17 protein-coding genes are annotated in these 17,037 nt (G+C 60.1%); 6 read left to right on the top strand and 11 right to left on the bottom strand.

Features of this window, described 5'->3' with window-relative positions; genetic code table 11:
- Positions 1-15: 15 nt before the first annotated feature.
- The 4 genes from Q1B40_RS16410 to dctP all read right to left on the bottom strand — a co-directional run bounded on the left by Q1B40_RS16410 (position 16) and on the right by dctP (position 4,811).
- Positions 16-594, bottom strand: coding sequence for a DUF2975 domain-containing protein (locus Q1B40_RS16410; RefSeq protein ID WP_299816720.1), 579 nt, complete (start codon positions 592-594; stop codon positions 16-18).
- A gap of 214 nt (positions 595-808) precedes the next feature.
- The gene (locus Q1B40_RS16405; protein WP_299816718.1) at positions 809-2,164 is read right to left on the bottom strand and encodes a TRAP transporter large permease subunit; all 1,356 of its coding nucleotides are present in this window, start codon (positions 2,162-2,164) and stop codon (positions 809-811) included.
- 4 nt (positions 2,165-2,168) lie between these two features.
- Complete coding sequence (locus Q1B40_RS16400) at positions 2,169-3,491, bottom strand: TRAP transporter small permease subunit (protein WP_299816716.1); 1,323 nt, start codon at positions 3,489-3,491, stop codon at positions 2,169-2,171.
- A 213-nt stretch (positions 3,492-3,704) separates the two neighbouring features.
- Positions 3,705-4,811 (bottom strand): TRAP transporter substrate-binding protein DctP, encoded by a 1,107-nt coding sequence (gene dctP / locus Q1B40_RS16395; RefSeq protein WP_299816714.1) that lies wholly within the window; start codon positions 4,809-4,811, stop codon positions 3,705-3,707.
- Between dctP and Q1B40_RS16390 the strand changes: the two genes are divergently transcribed.
- Positions 4,810-5,172: a hypothetical protein gene (locus Q1B40_RS16390; RefSeq protein WP_299816712.1), complete on the top strand. Its 363-nt coding sequence runs from the start codon at positions 4,810-4,812 to the stop codon at positions 5,170-5,172. The two genes, dctP and Q1B40_RS16390, sit on opposite strands and share 2 nt — an antisense overlap.
- Here Q1B40_RS16390 and Q1B40_RS16385 read toward each other — a convergent pair.
- Both Q1B40_RS16385 and Q1B40_RS16380 read right to left on the bottom strand, forming a co-directional pair.
- A complete protein-coding gene (locus tag Q1B40_RS16385; protein ID WP_299816710.1) occupies positions 5,156-5,818 on the bottom strand; it encodes a haloacid dehalogenase type II in 663 nt (220 codons plus the stop codon). The two genes, Q1B40_RS16390 and Q1B40_RS16385, sit on opposite strands and share 17 nt — an antisense overlap.
- A gap of 125 nt (positions 5,819-5,943) precedes the next feature.
- Positions 5,944-6,378, bottom strand: coding sequence for a VOC family protein (locus Q1B40_RS16380; RefSeq protein ID WP_299816708.1), 435 nt, complete (start codon positions 6,376-6,378; stop codon positions 5,944-5,946).
- A 281-nt stretch (positions 6,379-6,659) separates the two neighbouring features.
- On the opposite strand from Q1B40_RS16380, the gene Q1B40_RS16375 reads away from it, so the two are divergent.
- The gene (locus Q1B40_RS16375) at positions 6,660-7,517 is read left to right on the top strand and encodes a branched-chain amino acid aminotransferase (RefSeq protein ID WP_299816706.1); all 858 of its coding nucleotides are present in this window, start codon (positions 6,660-6,662) and stop codon (positions 7,515-7,517) included.
- A gap of 39 nt (positions 7,518-7,556) precedes the next feature.
- Here the strand turns inward: Q1B40_RS16375 and Q1B40_RS16370 are convergent, their stop codons facing one another.
- Positions 7,557-8,732 (bottom strand): YbfB/YjiJ family MFS transporter, encoded by a 1,176-nt coding sequence (locus tag Q1B40_RS16370; protein WP_299816704.1) that lies wholly within the window; start codon positions 8,730-8,732, stop codon positions 7,557-7,559.
- 206 nt (positions 8,733-8,938) lie between these two features.
- Positions 8,939-9,271, bottom strand: a complete 333-nt coding sequence (locus tag Q1B40_RS16365) for a hypothetical protein (RefSeq protein WP_299816702.1) — start codon at positions 9,269-9,271, stop codon at positions 8,939-8,941.
- A gap of 455 nt (positions 9,272-9,726) precedes the next feature.
- Here Q1B40_RS16365 and Q1B40_RS16360 point away from each other — a divergent pair, with 455 nt between their 5' ends.
- The 4 genes from Q1B40_RS16360 (at position 9,727) to Q1B40_RS16345 (ending at position 12,582) form a co-directional block, all read left to right on the top strand.
- The gene (locus tag Q1B40_RS16360) at positions 9,727-10,329 is read left to right on the top strand and encodes a superoxide dismutase (RefSeq protein ID WP_299816700.1); all 603 of its coding nucleotides are present in this window, start codon (positions 9,727-9,729) and stop codon (positions 10,327-10,329) included.
- Positions 10,330-10,598: 269 nt separating this feature from the next.
- Entirely contained in the window at positions 10,599-11,060 is a 462-nt protein-coding gene (locus Q1B40_RS16355) for a cytochrome c (protein WP_299816698.1), read from the top strand.
- Between the two features lie 42 nt (positions 11,061-11,102).
- Positions 11,103-12,035, top strand: a complete 933-nt coding sequence (locus tag Q1B40_RS16350) for a cytochrome c (RefSeq protein ID WP_299816696.1) — start codon at positions 11,103-11,105, stop codon at positions 12,033-12,035.
- A gap of 28 nt (positions 12,036-12,063) precedes the next feature.
- Positions 12,064-12,582 carry a GNAT family N-acetyltransferase gene (locus Q1B40_RS16345; RefSeq protein ID WP_299816694.1) on the top strand — a complete coding sequence of 173 codons (519 nt, stop codon included), beginning with the start codon at positions 12,064-12,066 and terminating at the stop codon, positions 12,580-12,582.
- Here Q1B40_RS16345 and Q1B40_RS16340 read toward each other — a convergent pair.
- From Q1B40_RS16340 to Q1B40_RS16330, 3 genes are all read right to left on the bottom strand, one after another.
- A complete protein-coding gene (locus tag Q1B40_RS16340; protein WP_299816692.1) occupies positions 12,570-12,953 on the bottom strand; it encodes a hypothetical protein in 384 nt (127 codons plus the stop codon). The two genes, Q1B40_RS16345 and Q1B40_RS16340, sit on opposite strands and share 13 nt — an antisense overlap.
- A gap of 230 nt (positions 12,954-13,183) precedes the next feature.
- Positions 13,184-14,758 carry an ABC transporter substrate-binding protein gene (locus Q1B40_RS16335; protein ID WP_299816690.1) on the bottom strand — a complete coding sequence of 525 codons (1,575 nt, stop codon included), beginning with the start codon at positions 14,756-14,758 and terminating at the stop codon, positions 13,184-13,186.
- A gap of 175 nt (positions 14,759-14,933) precedes the next feature.
- Positions 14,934-17,018, bottom strand: coding sequence for a S9 family peptidase (locus Q1B40_RS16330; protein ID WP_299816688.1), 2,085 nt, complete (start codon positions 17,016-17,018; stop codon positions 14,934-14,936).
- Positions 17,019-17,037: the final 19 nt, after the last annotated feature.

Raw genomic sequence — 17,037 nt, 5'->3', positions numbered from 1 at the left:
TCCAGGAGCGCGGCGTCAGACAAACTGGCGGTTTTCGTTCGCAAGCGCGGCGGCCTCGCGCATGATCCAGCCGAACACGAGCATGAGCGCTCCGAAAACAAGGAAGAAGAACTCTCCGCCGTTCAATGCAATCTCAAGGCTGCGTTCGCCCGGCGCATTGTCCCAGGTCAGGAGTACGGAACTGATCGGGTCGCTGAGGATGTCGAAGACACCATAGGCCAGCAGCCAGAGACCGGCGTTCAGAACGTGAGCCTGCGTGGCGGGGGCGAAAAACGCGCCGCCCTGAAACTGGGCGAAGAGCTGGCGGATGTTCCAGAGAATTTTGCGGAGCAGGAAAAAGGCGAACAGCACCATTGCAATCAGGCCAAGGCGCTGGGCGAGGGGAATGTCGCCCAGTCTCCGCTCTTTCCCGGCCAGATCGAGCATTCCGGTCGAGATATCGAGAAGGGCGGGCAGCAGAAGGATGAAAACCAGAATTGCGCTGACAACGGAAATCAGGATCAGCAAGGCTGTCACAAACCATTTCATCACGTTCGAGAGCCGCCGTATCCGCGTCAGCCGCTTGTCCCGTTCAAGTCCTTCAAGGGTGCTCATAGCCGTCTCCACAGGGTCGATCAGATCGCGGTGATGCTATGCCGGACAACGGCATGGTTCAATGCTTGAAAAACGTTTTGCATTTAAAAATTATCGTAAAACAACAAATTTTATTTGTTTTGTGATGTTTCTCTCTTTGCACAGTAACGTTTCTCGCAGCAAGGGCCGCACTCATGACAAGTGCGGCCCAGGCGTTCTTCGATGCGGCTGAAAATCAGCCGTAGACCATGTTCGGCAGCCAGGTGATCAATTCCGGGAACATCATGCACAGGACAAGTCCGACGATCTGCAGTGCCAGGAAGGGCAGGGCGGATTTGAAGATGTCCGTCATCGGAATTTCTTTCGGCGCGACGCCGCGCAGATAGAAGAGTGCATAGCCGAAGGGTGGTGACAGGAAGCTCATCTGCATGTTGACCAGATACAAAACCCCGAACCACAGCACCAGATCGTCCGGGCTGTCGAGACCGAAGGAGGCCGCGCCCAGTGCCTTGATGATCGGCACGAAGATCGGCACGCAGAGGAGGAGAATTCCGACCCAGTCGAGGAACATGCCGAGCACGACCAGGACAAGCTGCATGATGATCAGGATGCCCCAGGGGCCGAGGCCCGTGGCTTCAAGCGCTCCTTGCACGAATTGCTGGCCGCCCTCGAGCACATACAGCCCGACGAAGATCGTCGCGCCGAACATGATCCAGATCACCATGGCGGACGCCTTGAGGGTGGTCAGGGACGCTTCACGCAGTGTCTGCCAGTCGAGATTGCGGTGAATGGCTGCGACGATGATGGCGCCGAACGTGCCGATCCCGGCCGCCTCGACAGGGGTGGCCACACCGGTGAAGATCACGCCCAGCACGATCACGATCAGGACGATCGGCGCGGACATGTTCGACAGCAGCCGCATCTTTTCCTTGAAGGGGATGCGCTCTTCTTCCGGGATCGGCGGGCCCTTCTTCGGGTCGATCACGCAGCTTACGATGACGTAGAGAATGTAGAGACCCGACAGCATGAGGCCGGGAACGACCGCACCGATGAAGAGTTCGCCGACCGACTGTTCCGCCACCACGGCATAGATGATCGCCAGGATCGACGGGGGGATCAGGATGCCGAGCGTGCCGCCGGCCATGATCGAGCCCATGGCGATCTTGGGATCGTAGGAGCGCTTCAGCATGGCGGGAAGCGCGATGATGCCCATGGTCACGACCGCCGCGCCGATGACACCGACCATGGCGGCCAGTATCGTCGAGGCAATGATAGTGGCCGCCGCAAGGCCGCCCTTGACGCCGCCGAGCACCTTGTAGATGACGTCGAACATCTCGTTGATGATGCCCGCTCGTTCCAGCATCGACGCCATGAAGATGAACAAGGGTATCGCCGAGAGCTGATAGTTGGTCATCAACGGGAAGATGCGTGACGGCACGATGTTGAGCGCGCGTTCATCGCCCAGCACGAACAGGAAGACGCAGGCGAGGCCGCCGGTCACGAAGGCAAGCGGCAGGCCGGCCATGAGCAGGACCAGCAGCGAGCCGAACATGATGAGTGTCAGCCACTCGATTCCGATTTCAAGTCCCATGGATTCAAGCCCTGCCCATTAGCGCGCGGAGATCCTGCGCGAATTTCGAAATTCCCTGAAGCACCAGGAGCAGGCCTCCGAGCACCATGACCCACTTCATCGGCCACAGCGGTACCTCCCACTCGTTGAAGCTGATTTCTCCCCAGCGTACGTTTGGATCCGTCCATTGGGAGAGGGACAGGCTGCTCAGCGCCTCGCCGACGCCGATCTGGCCGCGCGCCCAGTCTGAGACCAGGGCGTTGCCCGACGGGACGGCGATTGCGTCAAAGGCAAAGATCCAGGACGTGTAGAGCAACGTGCCGGCGAAGATGAAGAAGAAGATCGAAGTCAGCAGATCGACGACCGCCTTGCGGCGGCGCGACAGGGGCGCGTAGAAAATATCGACGCGCACATGGGACTCCGTCAGCATGGCGTAGGACCCGGCGATCAGGTACTGCATGCCGAACATGAGATACATCGCCTCGTGAGCCCAGTTGGTCGGGCTGCCGAAGACATAACGGCTCATCACCTCGAAGTAGTAGACGATGACCGCGATCACCGCCCAGTAGCTGACGAACTCGCCGCAGCAGAGCGACAGCCGGTCGATCCAGCCTGTCCAGCCGGAAGAGACGTGACTGGCGTCGTCCTTGCGCTCGGCTTCTTCCAGGGCCTTGAGTTTTCTCTCCGCCTCGCTGAGTTCCGGGTCGGGGGGCAGATTGGCGTTGGCCTTGCGCACCAGCGCGGGCAGCAGGACCGCATCGATCAGAACGCCTGCGAGCAGCAGCCAGAAGGCGTATTTCGCGAAGTTGCCCCAGAAGTCGAGTGTCTTGCGGGCTTCGTCCGCCGCCGGCCTGGCCGTCAACAGTGCGGTTTCCGCTTCGGCGATACGCTCGCGTCCCTGGTCTATCCGCTGATTTGCCCGGCGTACGTCGCGCTGGGCCCGGCGCTCGGCCATACTGCCTTCCTCGGCACCGGCCAGAGCGCTCTGCATGGAGGGCAGACCGGTTTCCGCCGCTGTGACGCGCTCCGTTTCGCGCTCGAGTGTCCGCTCGGACTGACGCACCAGGTTGTCCATGTCGGACACGACCGACCTAGCGTCGTGGCTCTGCGCATTGGCGAACAGGATGCAGATGAAGACGGGAATGTAGACCAGCCCCAGCAGGCTTTTCAGATAGAGCCTGTGCAGGCCGAGTATCCCGCCGGTGACAAGAATGAAATAGGCGAGCACCAGCGAATATTGCCGCTGTTTCGGCTTCGGCCGTTTCGCGAGAAATGTCGCAATGACCGGAAAGACGATCAGTCCGACCCAGTAAGCCCAATGCGGCAACGTGAAGTCCAATTGAGGCATGCCTCACCCTTCCCCAGGGGCGGCGGATCGGTGATCTCGCCCTGGCCCCAGTCGAATTCAAGCGGGCCCGCGCAGAAGACTGCACGGGTCCGGGTCTCATGGTGTCTTGAACGGGCCGGGACGTCCTGCGTCCGGATGCACGCAGGACGTCCCGGCCTTTAAAGGCCGATCAACTTTCAGGTGTTCAATCGATACCGATGAACGTCCGTTGATCTAGAGGTCGAGTTCCAGTCCTTCGACCTGCTCAGGCGTCACATATCCGAGCGAGCCGGACATCATGTAGTCGAGCTGGATCTTGAAGATACGGGCGCTGTCCTTGTCGCGGTTCGCGTAGTTGAACCAGATCGGCACGGCAACTTCCGTCATCAGTTCCACGTCGTCCTGGCTCAACCGGGTGATTTCGGTGCCGTCGGCCTCGAACTTCTCCCAGGCCTCCTGGTCGGCCTTCTGAATGGCCGCGTGGTGCATGTCGGAATAGACGTGCGTTTCCATTTCCACGAACTGCCGCATTTGCGGGCTGAGCGCGTTCCAGGCATCCATGCCGACGGTGATGTCCATAAGGTCGACCGGCTGGTACAGGGACATGAAGCCCGGAGGGCCCATGGAGATGTATTTGGTCACCTGGCTGAAGCCGAGCGAGTAGTTGACCGCGGGGCCGACATAATCGGCAACGTCGATCGTGCCTTTTTCAAGAGCCGGGAAGATTTCCGACCCCGGAAGAACGGTGGTTTCCGCACCGATTTCAGTGAAGACTTCGGCGACCATACCGCCCGGCAGTCGCATCTTGCGGCCGCGGAAGTCGTCGATGGAGCGAATCGGCACCTTGGAGTGAATGATGTTGGGCCCGTGATGCACAGGTCCGACGAACATCATGTTCTGCGCGGCGTAGAGTTCACGTGCGATTTCAAGGCCGCCGAGCGAATAGTAGAAGACATCCCATTCGTGCGGGTTGCGCAGTCCCAGCGGGTAGCTGGTCAGGAACGTTGCTGCCGGAATAATGCCCTGGGCGTAAATCGTGAACGGATTGACTGCATCCAGAACGCCGTTTTTCACGGCATCGAAGAGCTGGAAATCGCCGACGACGTCATTTGCGCCGAAGGCCTGGAAAGCCAGTTCGCCGCCTGTTTTTTCCTCGATGGTCGCACACCAGTCCTTGAAGATCTGAAGGCCTGCGCCACCGGGCCAGGACGACTGGATCTTCCAGGTCGTGGTCTGTCCCTGTGCCGATGCGACATGCGGTGCGGCAAGAGTTGCAGCACCGGCCGCGCCGACACCGGCGATCTTGCGAAGGGCCTGCCTGCGTGTGTTCAGTTGTTTCATGGTTTCCTCCCAATACGATCAAGGAGAAAATGAGCGCCGATGCAGGGCCCTGTTAAAGGACCCTCGTGCTCCCGAAGACGTCAAACCATTCGCTCGTGTTTTTAAGTCTTTGTTTTCTTGCGATTTTGGAGTGATCCCGCAGAAGCGCGCCGCTCTTCTTTTCCTCCCGATCAAGAGGAGAATATTACAGTTTCAAAATCCTGCAACCTTGTGGGGTGTTCAAAACATCTTTTCCAAAATGGAAACAATAGTTCTGACTGTCAAAAAAATGGATAAGCCCAGCAAGCAGGCTCCGGCGCAGGCAGAAGCGTTCGCCGGACCTGAAAATTCGGCCATGCAAGGTCTTACCCCAGAGCCGTGAGCCCGGTCAGGTCGGCCAGGACGGCCTTGGGTGCAAGATCCTGATATTCGTCCGGCATTCCCATCCGGTTCATCCACACGGTGCGGAACCCGAATGCGGTCGCTCCCGCGATGTCCCAGCGGTTCGAGGACTGGAAGGAGACTTCTTCGGGATAAATGCGGAAATGGGTGGTCACCATCTCGTAGACCTGCGGATCGGTCTTGAAGGTTTTCAGGTCGTCCACCGAAAAGATCTCGTCGAAAAGCTCCGTAAGTCCGGCCGCCTTGGCCGCAGCTTCCAGCATGGCGGGCGATCCGTTGGACAGAATGGCGACCTTGGCACCGCTTGCCTTCAGGTCCGTCAGCACCTGCGGGACTTCCGGGTAGCAATCCAGTTCCCAATAGGCGCTGAGAAGTTCGTCCCGCAGGGACTTGTCGGCGGAAGGGACCAGCGCGAAGGCCGTGTCGAGGCCTTGCTGGGTCAGTTCCCAGAAGTCCTTGTACTGGCCCATGAGGGCGCGGACCCACGAATATTCGAGTTGCTTTTCACGCCAGAGCGCGGAGAGCCTCTGCGCATCGGGCCCCAGTTTGGCGGCATGCTTGCGCACGGCGGCATGCACATCAAACAAGGTGCCGTATGCATCGAACACAAAAGCGGCATGTGCCATGGCCGGAACTCCAACGGATGATTTCAAGAACCGCGGAAGAGAACCGCGTGACACCTCCCGCGTCAAGCGCGCTCGTTGCGACAATAGTCTTAGCCGCAGGAATAATTTCAGGGACGCTCAGGTCTTCATTGTGGCGGCGGCAGCGTGATCGATCCGTCGTCCTCGATGGTCCAGAAGGGATTGTGGGCAATTTCCAGCAGGTGTCCGCCGGGTATCTCCACATAGGAGGAATATCCGCCCCAGAAGGCTTTCTCCGGTTGTTTGACGGGGCTGGCGCCGGCTGCAAGAGCGGTTTTGAAAGCTTCGTCCACCTCGGCTTCGGACCGCGCATTCCACGCCAGTGTGAAGGCGCCGGTCGTGTTGTCGGTCACTTCACGCCCGATTTCATCTGCAAGAGCCGACCGGCTGTAAAGCGCGAAGACGCAGCCGGGAACCTGGAAAAACACCACTTCTGGAGAGGGGGCCGCATTGACCTTCCAACCCAGTCCCTTCTCGAAAAACCGCCGGGCCTCGGCAACATCGGGGACCGCGAGTGTCGTCATTGAGATACGTTGTTCCATTGCGTAACGCCTCTTGGGAATGTGGGTGGAACATATAGGGAACAATGGAGTGGAGTTGTCAACAGGCCGATGCCTGATACATCTCCTGTTTCGGGAGGAATTCTGGAATGATCCGGTCGCTTTTTCTTGATTTTTTGCTGTTTTTTCCCTCCCGGGAAATCAAAACGGAATAAACTCGGCGAGTTTCCGGAAAATTTTGGCACGCTCTTGACCTGACCATGCGGCGGGTGTTGTTTCGGAACATCAATCAGATGATCAGCGGCCTCGAAAAGGGAAGAAACATGAGCGGATGGAGCGAAACCTGGACCTGGATCGACGGGACCTGGCAGGCAGGCAACCCGCCGATCATGGGGCCGCGCACCCACGCTTCCTGGCTGGGCTCCAGTGTGTTCGACGGTGCCCGGTTTTTCGAAGGGGTGATGCCGGATATCGATCTGCATTGCAAACGCGTCAATGATTCCGCGCTGGCCCTCGGCATCAACCCGACCATGCAGACCGGCGAGATGGTCGAGCTGACGCGGGAAGGCTGCTCGAAATTCGCAAGCGACAAGCAGATTTATGTCAAGCCGATGTACTGGAGCGAAAACGACGGGGCAGGGGTTATTGCCGGCGATCCGGAGAGCACCCGCTTTTGCCTGTGCCTCTTCGATGCGCCGATGGCGCCGAAGGATGCGTCCGTCAGCATAACGCTGTCGCCGTTCCGGCGCCCGACGATGGAGTGCATGCCGGTCAACGCCAAGGCGGGCTGTCTTTATCCCAACAATGCAAGGGCGATGCTGGAGGCGAAGAATCGCGGCTTCGACAATGCGGTCGTGCGCGACATGCTCGGCAATGTGGCCGAACTGACATCGGCCAATATCTTCATGGCCAAGGACGGCAAGGTGCATACACCTGCACCGAACGGGACCTTCCTTGACGGGATCACGCGGCAAAGGATCATCCGGCTGCTGTCCTCGGCAGGCTACGAGGTTTTCGAGCGCACCATGGGCTATGGCGAATTCCTGGAAGCCGACGAGATCTTCGCGACCGGAAACTACAACAAGGTGACGCCGGTCAAGCGCATCGAGGATCGGCAACTGCTACCAGGCCCGATCGCGGCTCGGGCGCGGGAACTCTACTGGGAGTTCTCCCACGCATAGGGAGCGACGCGTGTGGACACACCGGCCAAGCTGCGTCCCCTAACGCAGCATCAGAACGGCTGCGACGAGCAGCACCGCGGCCGCCGCCAGGGAAGGTGCCTGGAATGAGCCGGTTAGAGCGTGCAATTCACCGGCGAACCAAGGCCCGACGATCTGCCCGACGCCGAAACTGGCTGTCATCACGGCAAGCATTTGACGGATCGCGGCGGGGCCTGCGGAGCTTGCCGCGACCCTAGCCTCGATGAGGCCGAGAGCCGTGATGCCCATGAAGGTTGCGCCCAGAAGGGCGGCGCCCGCAAGAAACAGCACAGGTGCGGCGGCGACCGCCGTCAGGGCGACGCCGCAAGCTTCCAGCAGACAGGCGAGCGCGAACGCCCGGCGGGCGCCGATGCGAAGCGCGATCCGGTTCCAGAGGTAGATGGAGGGTGCGGCGGACAGGCCTACGGCAAGCCAGACGAAGGGTTCGGTGGACTGAAGCGCAGGCGTCGTGCGCGCAATTACCGAGACGAAGGTCGCGGTGATCACGTAGCCGAACCCGAACAGACCGTAGGCAAGGATCAGGCGCAGTACGCCGCCATTCAAATAGTGCGCTCTGGAGCCGGGGCCCGGGCTGTTCTGCGGAACAGCCGAAACGGGGCCGGCAGGTTCTCCGGGTACCAGTCTGGCCGCGACCAGCAGGAACACCAGGGTGGCAGCGCCGCTTGCCAGCCACAGGGCCTGCCAGTCCGCGCCCAACCGGCCCAGCCCGGCAACCAGCAGGGCGGAAAAGGCGATGCCGCATCCCACCCCGGCAAAGTGCAGAGCGGACAGGTCACCGCGGCCGCGCGCCGTCAGGCGTTCCAGCACCAGGGTTGTCGAAAAGACGAGCACGAAAGCGCTGGCGGCACCGGCAGTGAAGCGAATGAGCAGGAAGGCAGGCAGTGCGGTGGTTGTTGCCATGGCCGCGCTGGTCAGAGCACTGACAAGAAGGCCGCCCAGGAACCAGTAGCGGGCGTTTCCGGGAAGAGATTTCGAAGCCGCCGCAACGGCGCCGACGAGATAGCCGAGGAAATTCGCCGAAGCGATCAATCCCGCATCGTCCGCCGCCAGCTTCAGTCCGTCGCTCATGAAGGGCAGGATTGGTGTGTAGACAAACCGGCCGATGCCCATGGCTGCCGCAAGGGAAAACAACCCGCCAAAGGCAAGCGCGGCCGCTGCGCGGTCTTGTGATGGCATGCAGACCTCATGGAAGGCAGGTGAGGGAACGGCAAGAAAGCCGGGGCCGAAGCGTTTCGAACCTGCCATGCCTGCACGCGAAAGTCACCGGTAAAGCGGCATCCAATTGAACGCGGAAATGCTCCTGCCGCTTGTTCGATGACGGAAACGCAAAAGCCCCGCAATGCGTCCATTGCAGGGCTTTTTGCAGTTGAGCGGGTCGACGATCAGTTCGCGCGGCGGATCGGTTGAACGGTCGGGGTGACCAGAGTGGTGTTGGCGCGCTTGGCCTTGCGCAGGGAGCTGGACTTCAGCGATTTGACCTTGTTGGCCGGAATGACCGAAATCGCACTGTGAATGCCGTCGCAACGGTCCAAGCTTTCGTCGTAACAGCTGTTCGGATAGCCGGAGGTCTTGTCGTTGCACCAGGAAATCCAGTTGTTGTAGCACTCTCCGAGGTTACTTCCGTCACTGGGGCCAGCCATCGAAGACATGGTGGTTGCCAGAAGGATGCTGCCGGAAACAACAAGTGCGATTGAATATGTATTCTTGAAAATCATAACTTTCTCCAATCAGTTTGCAGCCGCAATTGGCTGTGTTGAAAAAGATAAGTGTTAATTCGAGACAGTGTCGTGCTGGAAATCACACTTGTTGTTTTTGGCGCACTATTGTTCACATCGCCGTGATCCTTTGCGCTGGCCGGAGCTGAACCATCGCTGATGCGGTCGCCGGATTAGTCCTGATGGACCAACGACAGGCCGATCTCCGGCCCTGGAGCAAATTAAAAAGAATTTTTTATTTTATTTTCAGGTTCCACGCTTGCCGTGCACGCTCAGCAATTCTATTTTGCCGCTCGACGCAGCCCGTCGGGCTTTGGATCGGCCCGCTCTCATGTGGAACCACCTGAAAGCGGGAGCGTTATACGATCTTGAGGTGTTGGAACCTCGTCGGGGTTTTTGTCCGTATGAAGGATGCCCCCGGGGCTGCCTGTCACCGACCTTTTGAGGAGTTTGTCATGTCTTTCGAATTGCCTGATCTGCCGTATGCATATGATGCACTGGCCCCTTACATGTCTGCCGAGACCCTCGAGTTTCACCACGACAAACATCACCAGGCGTATGTCACCAAAGGCAACGAGCTGCTTGCTGGCAGCGGCCTGGAAGGCAAGTCCCTGGAAGAGATCGTTAAGGGAAGCTATGGCAAGAACGCCGGCCTGTTCAACAATGCCGGCCAGCATTACAACCACATCCATTTCTGGAAATGGATGAAGAAGGACGGCGGCGGTTCGTCTTTGCCGGGTGCTCTGTCTTCCGCGATCGACAGCGATCTCGGCGGTTTCGACAAGTTCCGTGCCGACTTCATCGCGGCCGGTGTCGGCCAGTTCGGCTCCGGCTGGGCCTGGCTTGCCGTCAAGAACGGCAAACTGGAAATCATGAAAACCCCGAACGGCGAAAATCCGCTGGTTCACGGCGCCGCACCGATCCTCGGCTGCGATGTCTGGGAGCACTCCTATTACATCGATTACCGCAACGCGCGTCCGAAGTACCTGGAAGCTTTCATCGACAACATGATCAACTGGGACTACGTCCTGGAAATGTACGAAGCTGCAACGAAATAAGCCGTCTTCACAGACGCTTCACAAGACCCCGGTTCGCAAGAACCGGGGTTTTTTCATGGCCGGTCGCTTGCCGTAAGCCGCCGGACTGTCCACCGGTCGATTGCGACTTCACGGGAGCGTGATTTTGTTTCGCATGGTCAAACGGGCTGTACTTTGCTCTGATCGAACTGTTGTCCCGAGGACGCGCGGGATGTCTGAACCGTTTATCGGTTTTTAAAGTGCTGGTGCATCGAGCGCCGTCAGACTTGTTGATCGAGAGGGAGTTAAATATGCGCATTATCCGGAACGCCACGACTTTGGGCCTGATTGCCGGACTGGGCCTGGCGGGCGCGGTCGCTCAGGCGGCGGCTGATCCAATCCCAACCCGGCAGGCGATCATGTCGTCCGTCGGGGCAGCGGCCGGTCTCGGCGGCGGGATGATGAAAGGCGAAATCGCCTATGCCCCGGCGGCCGGAAAAGCGGCCATCGCCACGATGAGGGCGGCCTCGCTTTCCTTCGGAAATTTCTTCCCGGCCGGATCGGACAAGGGCAACAGCGATGCTGCGGCCAAGGTCTGGAGCGATGCCGCAGGATTTGCAGCTCAACTCGCGAAGTTCACGGCTGCCACGGCAAGCGCGGCGGAGGCATCCGGCAAGTCGGGGCCAGCGGATCTGGATGCTTTCAAGGAAGCATTCGGGCCCGTGCTGGGCACTTGCAAATCCTGCCACGAGACTTACCGTAAGCAGAAGTAACCGGGCGCGAACCGGACATTCATCAATCTTCGGAGAGGCCCGATGAAAAAGGCTGTGATTGCCGCTCTTCTGCTGGTCCTGGCGGGAGCGGGCATTGGCTGGGGCCTTTCCGCACCGACCCGCATGAGCGCGCAGGAAGCCGCCTTGCTGACGGAAGGCGATGCGGCAAGGGGAGAACTGGTCTTCTGGGCAGGCGGCTGTGCCTCGTGCCACGCCGCGAAGGGCGCAGATGGCGAGGACCTGCTCAAGCTGGGCGGCGGGTTGAGACTGGAAACGCCGTTCGGAGTGTTTGTCGCCCCGAATATTTCCCCGAGCGAAGCCGACGGGATCGGCGCATGGTCGCTGGTCGATTTCGCCAATGCGATGACCCACGGTACGTCACCCGGCGGCGAGAACCTTTACCCGGCGTTTCCCTACACTTCCTATGTCAGAATGAGCGCGGCGGATCTGGGGGATCTCTTTGCCTTTTTGAAGTCGCTGCCGATTGTCGAGGGAAAGGCCGCCGCGCACGAACTCGGATTCCCGTTCAACATCCGCCGTGGCCTGGGTCTGTGGAAGCGTCTCTTTCTGGATCCCGCGCCTGTGATCGCCTCGCCGCTGAACGGGGCCGACGTTGACCGTGCCGTGTGGGAGCGCGGCCGCTATCTTGTCGAAGGTCCCGGTCATTGCGGCGAGTGCCACACGCCGCGCGATTTTGCCGGCGGGCTCGTTCTTGCCGACTGGCTTGGCGGAGCGCCCGCGCCGACCGGCGAAGGGAAAATCCCCAACATCACCCCGGTTGAAGGCGGTTTCGGCAGTTGGAGCGCCGCCGACATTGCCTATTATCTGGAAAGCGGCTTCACCCCCGAATATGATTCGGTCGGCGGCGAGATGGTTCATGTTCAGGAAAACATGGCCAGGCTTCCGGCGAGCGACCGGGAGGCAATCGCCGCCTACCTGAAAGCGATCCCGCCCGTAAGTGCCGGTTCTGACTGACCGGCGATCCTCACCCGGAAACGCAGCAATGGCTCCCCTCGATCAATTCGCAATTTCTCCGGTTGAAACGGCTGAAGATCTGGACGTGGTCAAGACCCTGTTCCGGGCCTATGTGGACTGGCTGGGAATTGATCTTTCCTATCAGGGCTTCGAGGAAGAACTGGCCGGTATGCCGGGCAAATACGCCCGGCCGTCAGGCGCTCTCTTCCTGGCGAAGGATCCCGATGGCAGCAGCCTCGGCTGCGTGGGGTTGCGCCCTTTTGCCGAGAGTGGCGCCTGCGAGATGAAGCGGCTCTATGTGCTGCCGTCAGGGCGGGGGCGGGGCGTCGGCGCGGCGTTGATCGACCGGGTTCTCGACACCGCGGCATGCGCCGGTTACAGCGAGATGCTTCTGGACACACTGCCGTCGATGACGGGGGCGATCAAACTCTACAAGGCTGCAGGCTTCGAGGAAATTCCGGCCTATTACGAGACACCCATCCGCGAGACGGTCTTTTTTCGCAAGGTGTTACAGATGCCGGATGGTGGCCGGGCTCACGCTGTATAGGGGTTGCAGCGCATGAAGCGCGGAACGTCGATATAGCTGTGCATGACGCTCAGATAAGCCTGGCATTCCGACTGGGTCTTGAAGCACCCGGCTTGCGAAATCCGGTACTGGTCACCGAAGTTGTGCACCAGCCCGCTGGCGATCGCCTTCCAGCCGGAACCGCTGAAATTCCGGCAGTCGTAAGGCGTGTTGTAGGTATAGGGGATGCTCTGCCGGGTCGTGCTGAACCCCGGAGCAAAGAGCAAATCGGAAGGCGTCTGATACTGCTGGCAGGCGGCCATTCCGAGCGCGCTTGTGAGGACTGCGGCAAGGTGCAGGCCGGTCTTCAGGCCACGGGCCGCTGGCAGGGAACTGCGGATTATGCGGTACATGGCGAACTCCAGTGATCTGCGCGTTTAACTTTTGAAAGCAGGCCGGTCAAACGACTGATTTGCAATACCCCGGAATTGACCCGAAGACCTGGTCAAAATCAAGTCACGATCCGTTTCGGCGTATCTGTCGCGATGAATTGGGTTCAGGAAATCGCCCGAACGCATTTGCAATGCAAACGCTGCTTCGAGCGTCTTCCTGAACCCATGAAACCGCTTGAACGCGACACGCTTCAGTCGACCGTAACCCAGCGCAGCATCAGGAAATTGTCGGCGCGCTGGGTCAGGTCGATATTGGCTTTCGATCCCCAGAGCAGCGGCTGGATGTGCAGGGGAACATAAACGACGTCGTCCCTTACGATCCCGGCAACTTCATCCAGCATCGCCTGCCGGCTGTCCGGTTCGATTTCCTGCTGGATCTGCGGCAGCAATTCATCGACGCGGGCATTGGAATACCCGCCGAAGTTCCAGCTTCCGAGTTTTCTCTCGTCGTTCCTGGTCGTGACCAGGAAACGGATGGGATGTTCGGCGTCAAAGGTGCCAGGCGACCAGCCGAGCAGATACATGTCGAAATTGCCCGCCCGCAATTCCGGCCAGTAGTTGCGCACCGGCATAGCTTTCAGGGTCGCCTTCATGCCTGCCTGGGCGAGCATGGCGGTCATTGCCTTGCAGAGCGCCTCGTCGTTAATATAGCGATCGTTGGGGCAGGACAGGCCGAAAGAGAACCCGTCCGGATATCCGGCTTCCGCCAAAAGGGCCCTGGCGCCCTCCGGATCATATGCGAGCCGGTCGCTCGCCGCTTCGCTGTAACCCTTCATTTGCGTACTGACGAGTTGGCTGGCGACTTCCGCGTTGCCGCGCATGATCTTGTCGACAAGCGCCTCCGCATTGATGGCTTTTTGTACGGCCTGGCGGACCCTGACATCCTGAAACGGATTTTTGCCGGCTGTTTCCTTCGATGCTGTCAGCCCGTCATGCTGATGGCCGAAGCCCAGCATGATGACGCGGGCCTCGATACCCTGGTGCAGCGTCAGGCCGTCGTTGCGCTTGATACGGTCAACGTCCTGAACCGGCACCGGATCGATCAGGTCCACCTGGCCGCTCAAAAGAGCTGCGACAGCGGTTGCCGGATTGGCGACCGGAATGAAGGTTGCCCTGGTGAGATTATGCTGAGGCTCGTCCCACCAGCCGTCATTCGCCTCCAGGACAGTCTCGACACCCGGCTCCCGGGACACCAGCTTGAAGGGGCCTGTGCCGTTGGCGTTGAGTGTCGCGTGGGTCTGCGTTTCCTTCGCCGGCAGCGTCGCCCCGTTGGCCGTTGCCCAGTCCTTGTCCATGATCAGGAAATTGGCGATGGAATCGGGAAAGATCGGATCCGGAGCATTGGTCAGAAAGTCGACCGTGTAATCGTCGACGACATTGACCTCGCGGACGGGCGCGAACCAGGAGCTCACATCCGAGGCTTCCGACGAAGCGCGCTCATAGGAAAACAGCACATCCTCGGCGGTGAAATCCGCACCGTCGTGAAACGTCACACCCTCGCGCAGATGAAAACGCCAGCCATCGCCGCCGAGCGGCTCCCAGCTTTCGGCGAGCGAGCCTTCGATCGCCATGTCCTTGTCGCGCCGGACAAGACCCTCATAGACGTTGTTCAGAAATCCGAGCACGGGAGCGGAGCTCACCGCATGCGGGTCCATTGTCTGCGGATCGGTCGGTGACGACCAGCGCAACTCGGCGGCTTCCGCAAGCGCGGCCGATGCGAACAGGGCAGCGGCAAACAGGACCTCACGGCGTGGCAGCTTCGTCATGGCTCAATCCTCAGGCGTCTTGTTGTCTTCGTCGTGGCAAGACAACCTAAGCAATTTGAGTTCAAAGGAAATACCGGACCCGATATCGGGTCCGGTCCGGGCCTCACATATGCGTGAGCGGCCTTGTGTCTGAGCGGTCTCCGGCGGCCGGAGCGCTCGAAGCGCCCCGGAGTGCCTAAGCCTTTCCCGTCACCATCAGGGCGAACGCCTGGTTGAGGGCAACTTCCTTCAGCCTGTCGAAGCGGCCGGATGCGCCGCCGTGGCCGGCTTCCATGTTGGTCTTCAGCATCAGCAGGCTGTCGCCGGTCTTGAGTGCGCGTAATTTCGCCACCCATTTGGCGGGTTCCCAATAGGTGACGCGCGGGTCGGTAAGGCCTGCGACCGCAAGGATCGCCGGATAGTCCTGCGCCACGACATTGTCGTAAGGGGAATAGGATGCGATGTACTCGTAAGCGTCCTTGTCGGTGATCGGATTGCCCCATTCCGGCCATTCGGGAGGGGTCAGCGGCAGAGTGTCGTCCAGCATGGTGTTCAAGACGTCGACAAAGGGAACTTCGGCAAGAATGCCGCCGAATTTCTCGGGCGCGAGATTTGCGATGGCACCCATCAGCATGCCGCCAGCGGAGCCGCCCTGGGCGACGATCCTGTCGTGCGCGGTGAAGTTCTCCGCCACCAGATGATCGGCTGCGGCGATGAAATCCGTGAAGGTGTTCTTCTTGGTCTCGCGGCGACCGTCCTTGTACCAGCGGAAGCCCTTGTCCTTGCCGCCGCGGATATGGGCAATGGCATAGACGAAGCCACGATCCACCAGCGAGAGGCTGTTGGTGTTGAAGCTTGCCGGAATGGAGATGCCGTAGGACCCGTACCCGTAAAGCAGGAGCGGAGCCGAACCGTCGAGCTTGGTAGCCTTGCGGTAAAGCAGGGAGATCGGCACCGTCTCGCCATCGGCGGCCGGGGCCATCAGGCGGCGGGTCACGTAATCTCCGGCCCTGTGACCGGAAGGGACTTCCTGCTCTTTCCTGAGTACCCGTTCGCGGGTTTCGACGTTGTAGTCGAATGTCTGCGAGGGGGTGGTCATGGAGGAATAGGAAAAGCGGATGGTTGCCGTGTCGAATTCGTAACCACCGCCGAGGCCCAGCGAATAGGCTTCCTCGTCGAAGGCGATGGAATGCTCGATACTGTCCACCAGACGGCGGATGACGATGCGCGGCAGGCCGTCCTCGCGCTCCAGCCGGGTCATGAACGACTTGTAGACGCAATGGGAAAGGATCAGGCAACCGGGCTTGTGCTCGACCAGATCCATCCAGTTTTCCCTGCCCGGATTGTCCTTCGGCGCCGTGACGATCCTGAAATCTTCCGCATCCCCGGCGTTGGTGAGGATGTAGAGCGTCGGACCATTGTCATCGATGGAATATTCGATGCCGGTCTCGCGCGGTGCGATCAGAACCGGATCCGACGTCGGCCGGTCGGCCGGGATCATCCAGACTTCGGAGGTTTCGTGGTCGTGGATGTCGATGACGATTGTCTCGCCCGACTGGGTCTTGCCGACGCTCATGAAGAAGCCGGCGTCCTGTTCCTCGTAAACCAGCACGTCCCTTGCCGGGTCGGTGCCGATTTCATGGCGGAAGAGTTTGGAGGGCCGGTGATTGGCGTCGAGGCGGATATAGAAGACGAACTTGCTGTCGGCGGAAAAAACGCCGCCGCCACCGGTATCCTCGATCAGATAATCCATGTCCTTGCCGGTGGCCGTCTCACGGATCTGCAGGGAATAGAATTCCGAACCCTTGTCGTCATACGCCCAGGCAAGCAGGGCGTGATCCGGAGACTGTCCGGCGCCGCCAAGCTTGAAATAGGGCTTGCCTTCGGCTTCCCGGTCACCGTGCAGCAGCACCGTCTCCTCGCCGCCGTCTCGCGGTGTGCGGAAGAAAATCGGCTGCTGGCCGCCTGTTTCGAACCTCAGGCCGTAGGCATAGGGCCCGTCGGGCGAGGGAACGGAACTGTCGTCTTCCTTGATGCGGCCGCGCATCTCTGCAAACAGCTGTTCCTGCAGCTCGGCTGTCGGCGCCATCAAGGCGTCCTGATAGGCGTTTTCCGCTTCCAGGTAGGTGCGGATATCCTCGTCCAGAACGGACGGGTCCCGCATGACCTCCTGCCAGTTTTCGGCGCGGAGCCAGTCGTAATCGTCCTGACGGGAAATGCCATGGGTCTTGTGGGTGAGGGGGCGCGCGTCCGCGCGCGGGGGAAAAGCATCCTGTTTCATGGTTCCGGAGGTAGGATTT

The sequence above is a fragment of the uncultured Roseibium sp. genome (genome assembly GCF_947496995.1).
In the GTDB taxonomy this organism is placed as follows: domain Bacteria; phylum Pseudomonadota; class Alphaproteobacteria; order Rhizobiales; family Stappiaceae; genus Roseibium.
Note: the sequence above shows the minus strand (reverse complement) of the source record. Positions and strands in the feature narration are given on the sequence as shown.

Coding starts and splice junctions, on each gene's coding strand:
- Q1B40_RS16405 (WP_299816718.1), bottom strand. CDS start 2,164: ATGGGACTTGAAATCGGAATCGAGTGGCTGACACTCATCATGTTCGGC.
- Q1B40_RS16365 (WP_299816702.1), bottom strand. CDS start 9,271: ATGATTTTCAAGAATACATATTCAATCGCACTTGTTGTTTCCGGCAGC.
- Q1B40_RS16350 (WP_299816696.1), top strand. CDS start 11,103: ATGAAAAAGGCTGTGATTGCCGCTCTTCTGCTGGTCCTGGCGGGAGCG.
- Q1B40_RS16355 (WP_299816698.1), top strand. CDS start 10,599: ATGCGCATTATCCGGAACGCCACGACTTTGGGCCTGATTGCCGGACTG.
- dctP (WP_299816714.1), bottom strand. CDS start 4,811: ATGAAACAACTGAACACACGCAGGCAGGCCCTTCGCAAGATCGCCGGT.
- Q1B40_RS16335 (WP_299816690.1), bottom strand. CDS start 14,758: ATGACGAAGCTGCCACGCCGTGAGGTCCTGTTTGCCGCTGCCCTGTTC.
- Q1B40_RS16370 (WP_299816704.1), bottom strand. CDS start 8,732: ATGCCATCACAAGACCGCGCAGCGGCCGCGCTTGCCTTTGGCGGGTTG.
- Q1B40_RS16385 (WP_299816710.1), bottom strand. CDS start 5,818: ATGGCACATGCCGCTTTTGTGTTCGATGCATACGGCACCTTGTTTGAT.
- Q1B40_RS16390 (WP_299816712.1), top strand. CDS start 4,810: ATGGTTTCCTCCCAATACGATCAAGGAGAAAATGAGCGCCGATGCAGG.
- Q1B40_RS16340 (WP_299816692.1), bottom strand. CDS start 12,953: ATGTACCGCATAATCCGCAGTTCCCTGCCAGCGGCCCGTGGCCTGAAG.
- Q1B40_RS16410 (WP_299816720.1), bottom strand. CDS start 594: ATGAGCACCCTTGAAGGACTTGAACGGGACAAGCGGCTGACGCGGATA.
- Q1B40_RS16400 (WP_299816716.1), bottom strand. CDS start 3,491: ATGCCTCAATTGGACTTCACGTTGCCGCATTGGGCTTACTGGGTCGGA.
- Q1B40_RS16360 (WP_299816700.1), top strand. CDS start 9,727: ATGTCTTTCGAATTGCCTGATCTGCCGTATGCATATGATGCACTGGCC.
- Q1B40_RS16345 (WP_299816694.1), top strand. CDS start 12,064: ATGGCTCCCCTCGATCAATTCGCAATTTCTCCGGTTGAAACGGCTGAA.
- Q1B40_RS16330 (WP_299816688.1), bottom strand. CDS start 17,018: ATGAAACAGGATGCTTTTCCCCCGCGCGCGGACGCGCGCCCCCTCACC.
- Q1B40_RS16380 (WP_299816708.1), bottom strand. CDS start 6,378: ATGGAACAACGTATCTCAATGACGACACTCGCGGTCCCCGATGTTGCC.
- Q1B40_RS16375 (WP_299816706.1), top strand. CDS start 6,660: ATGAGCGGATGGAGCGAAACCTGGACCTGGATCGACGGGACCTGGCAG.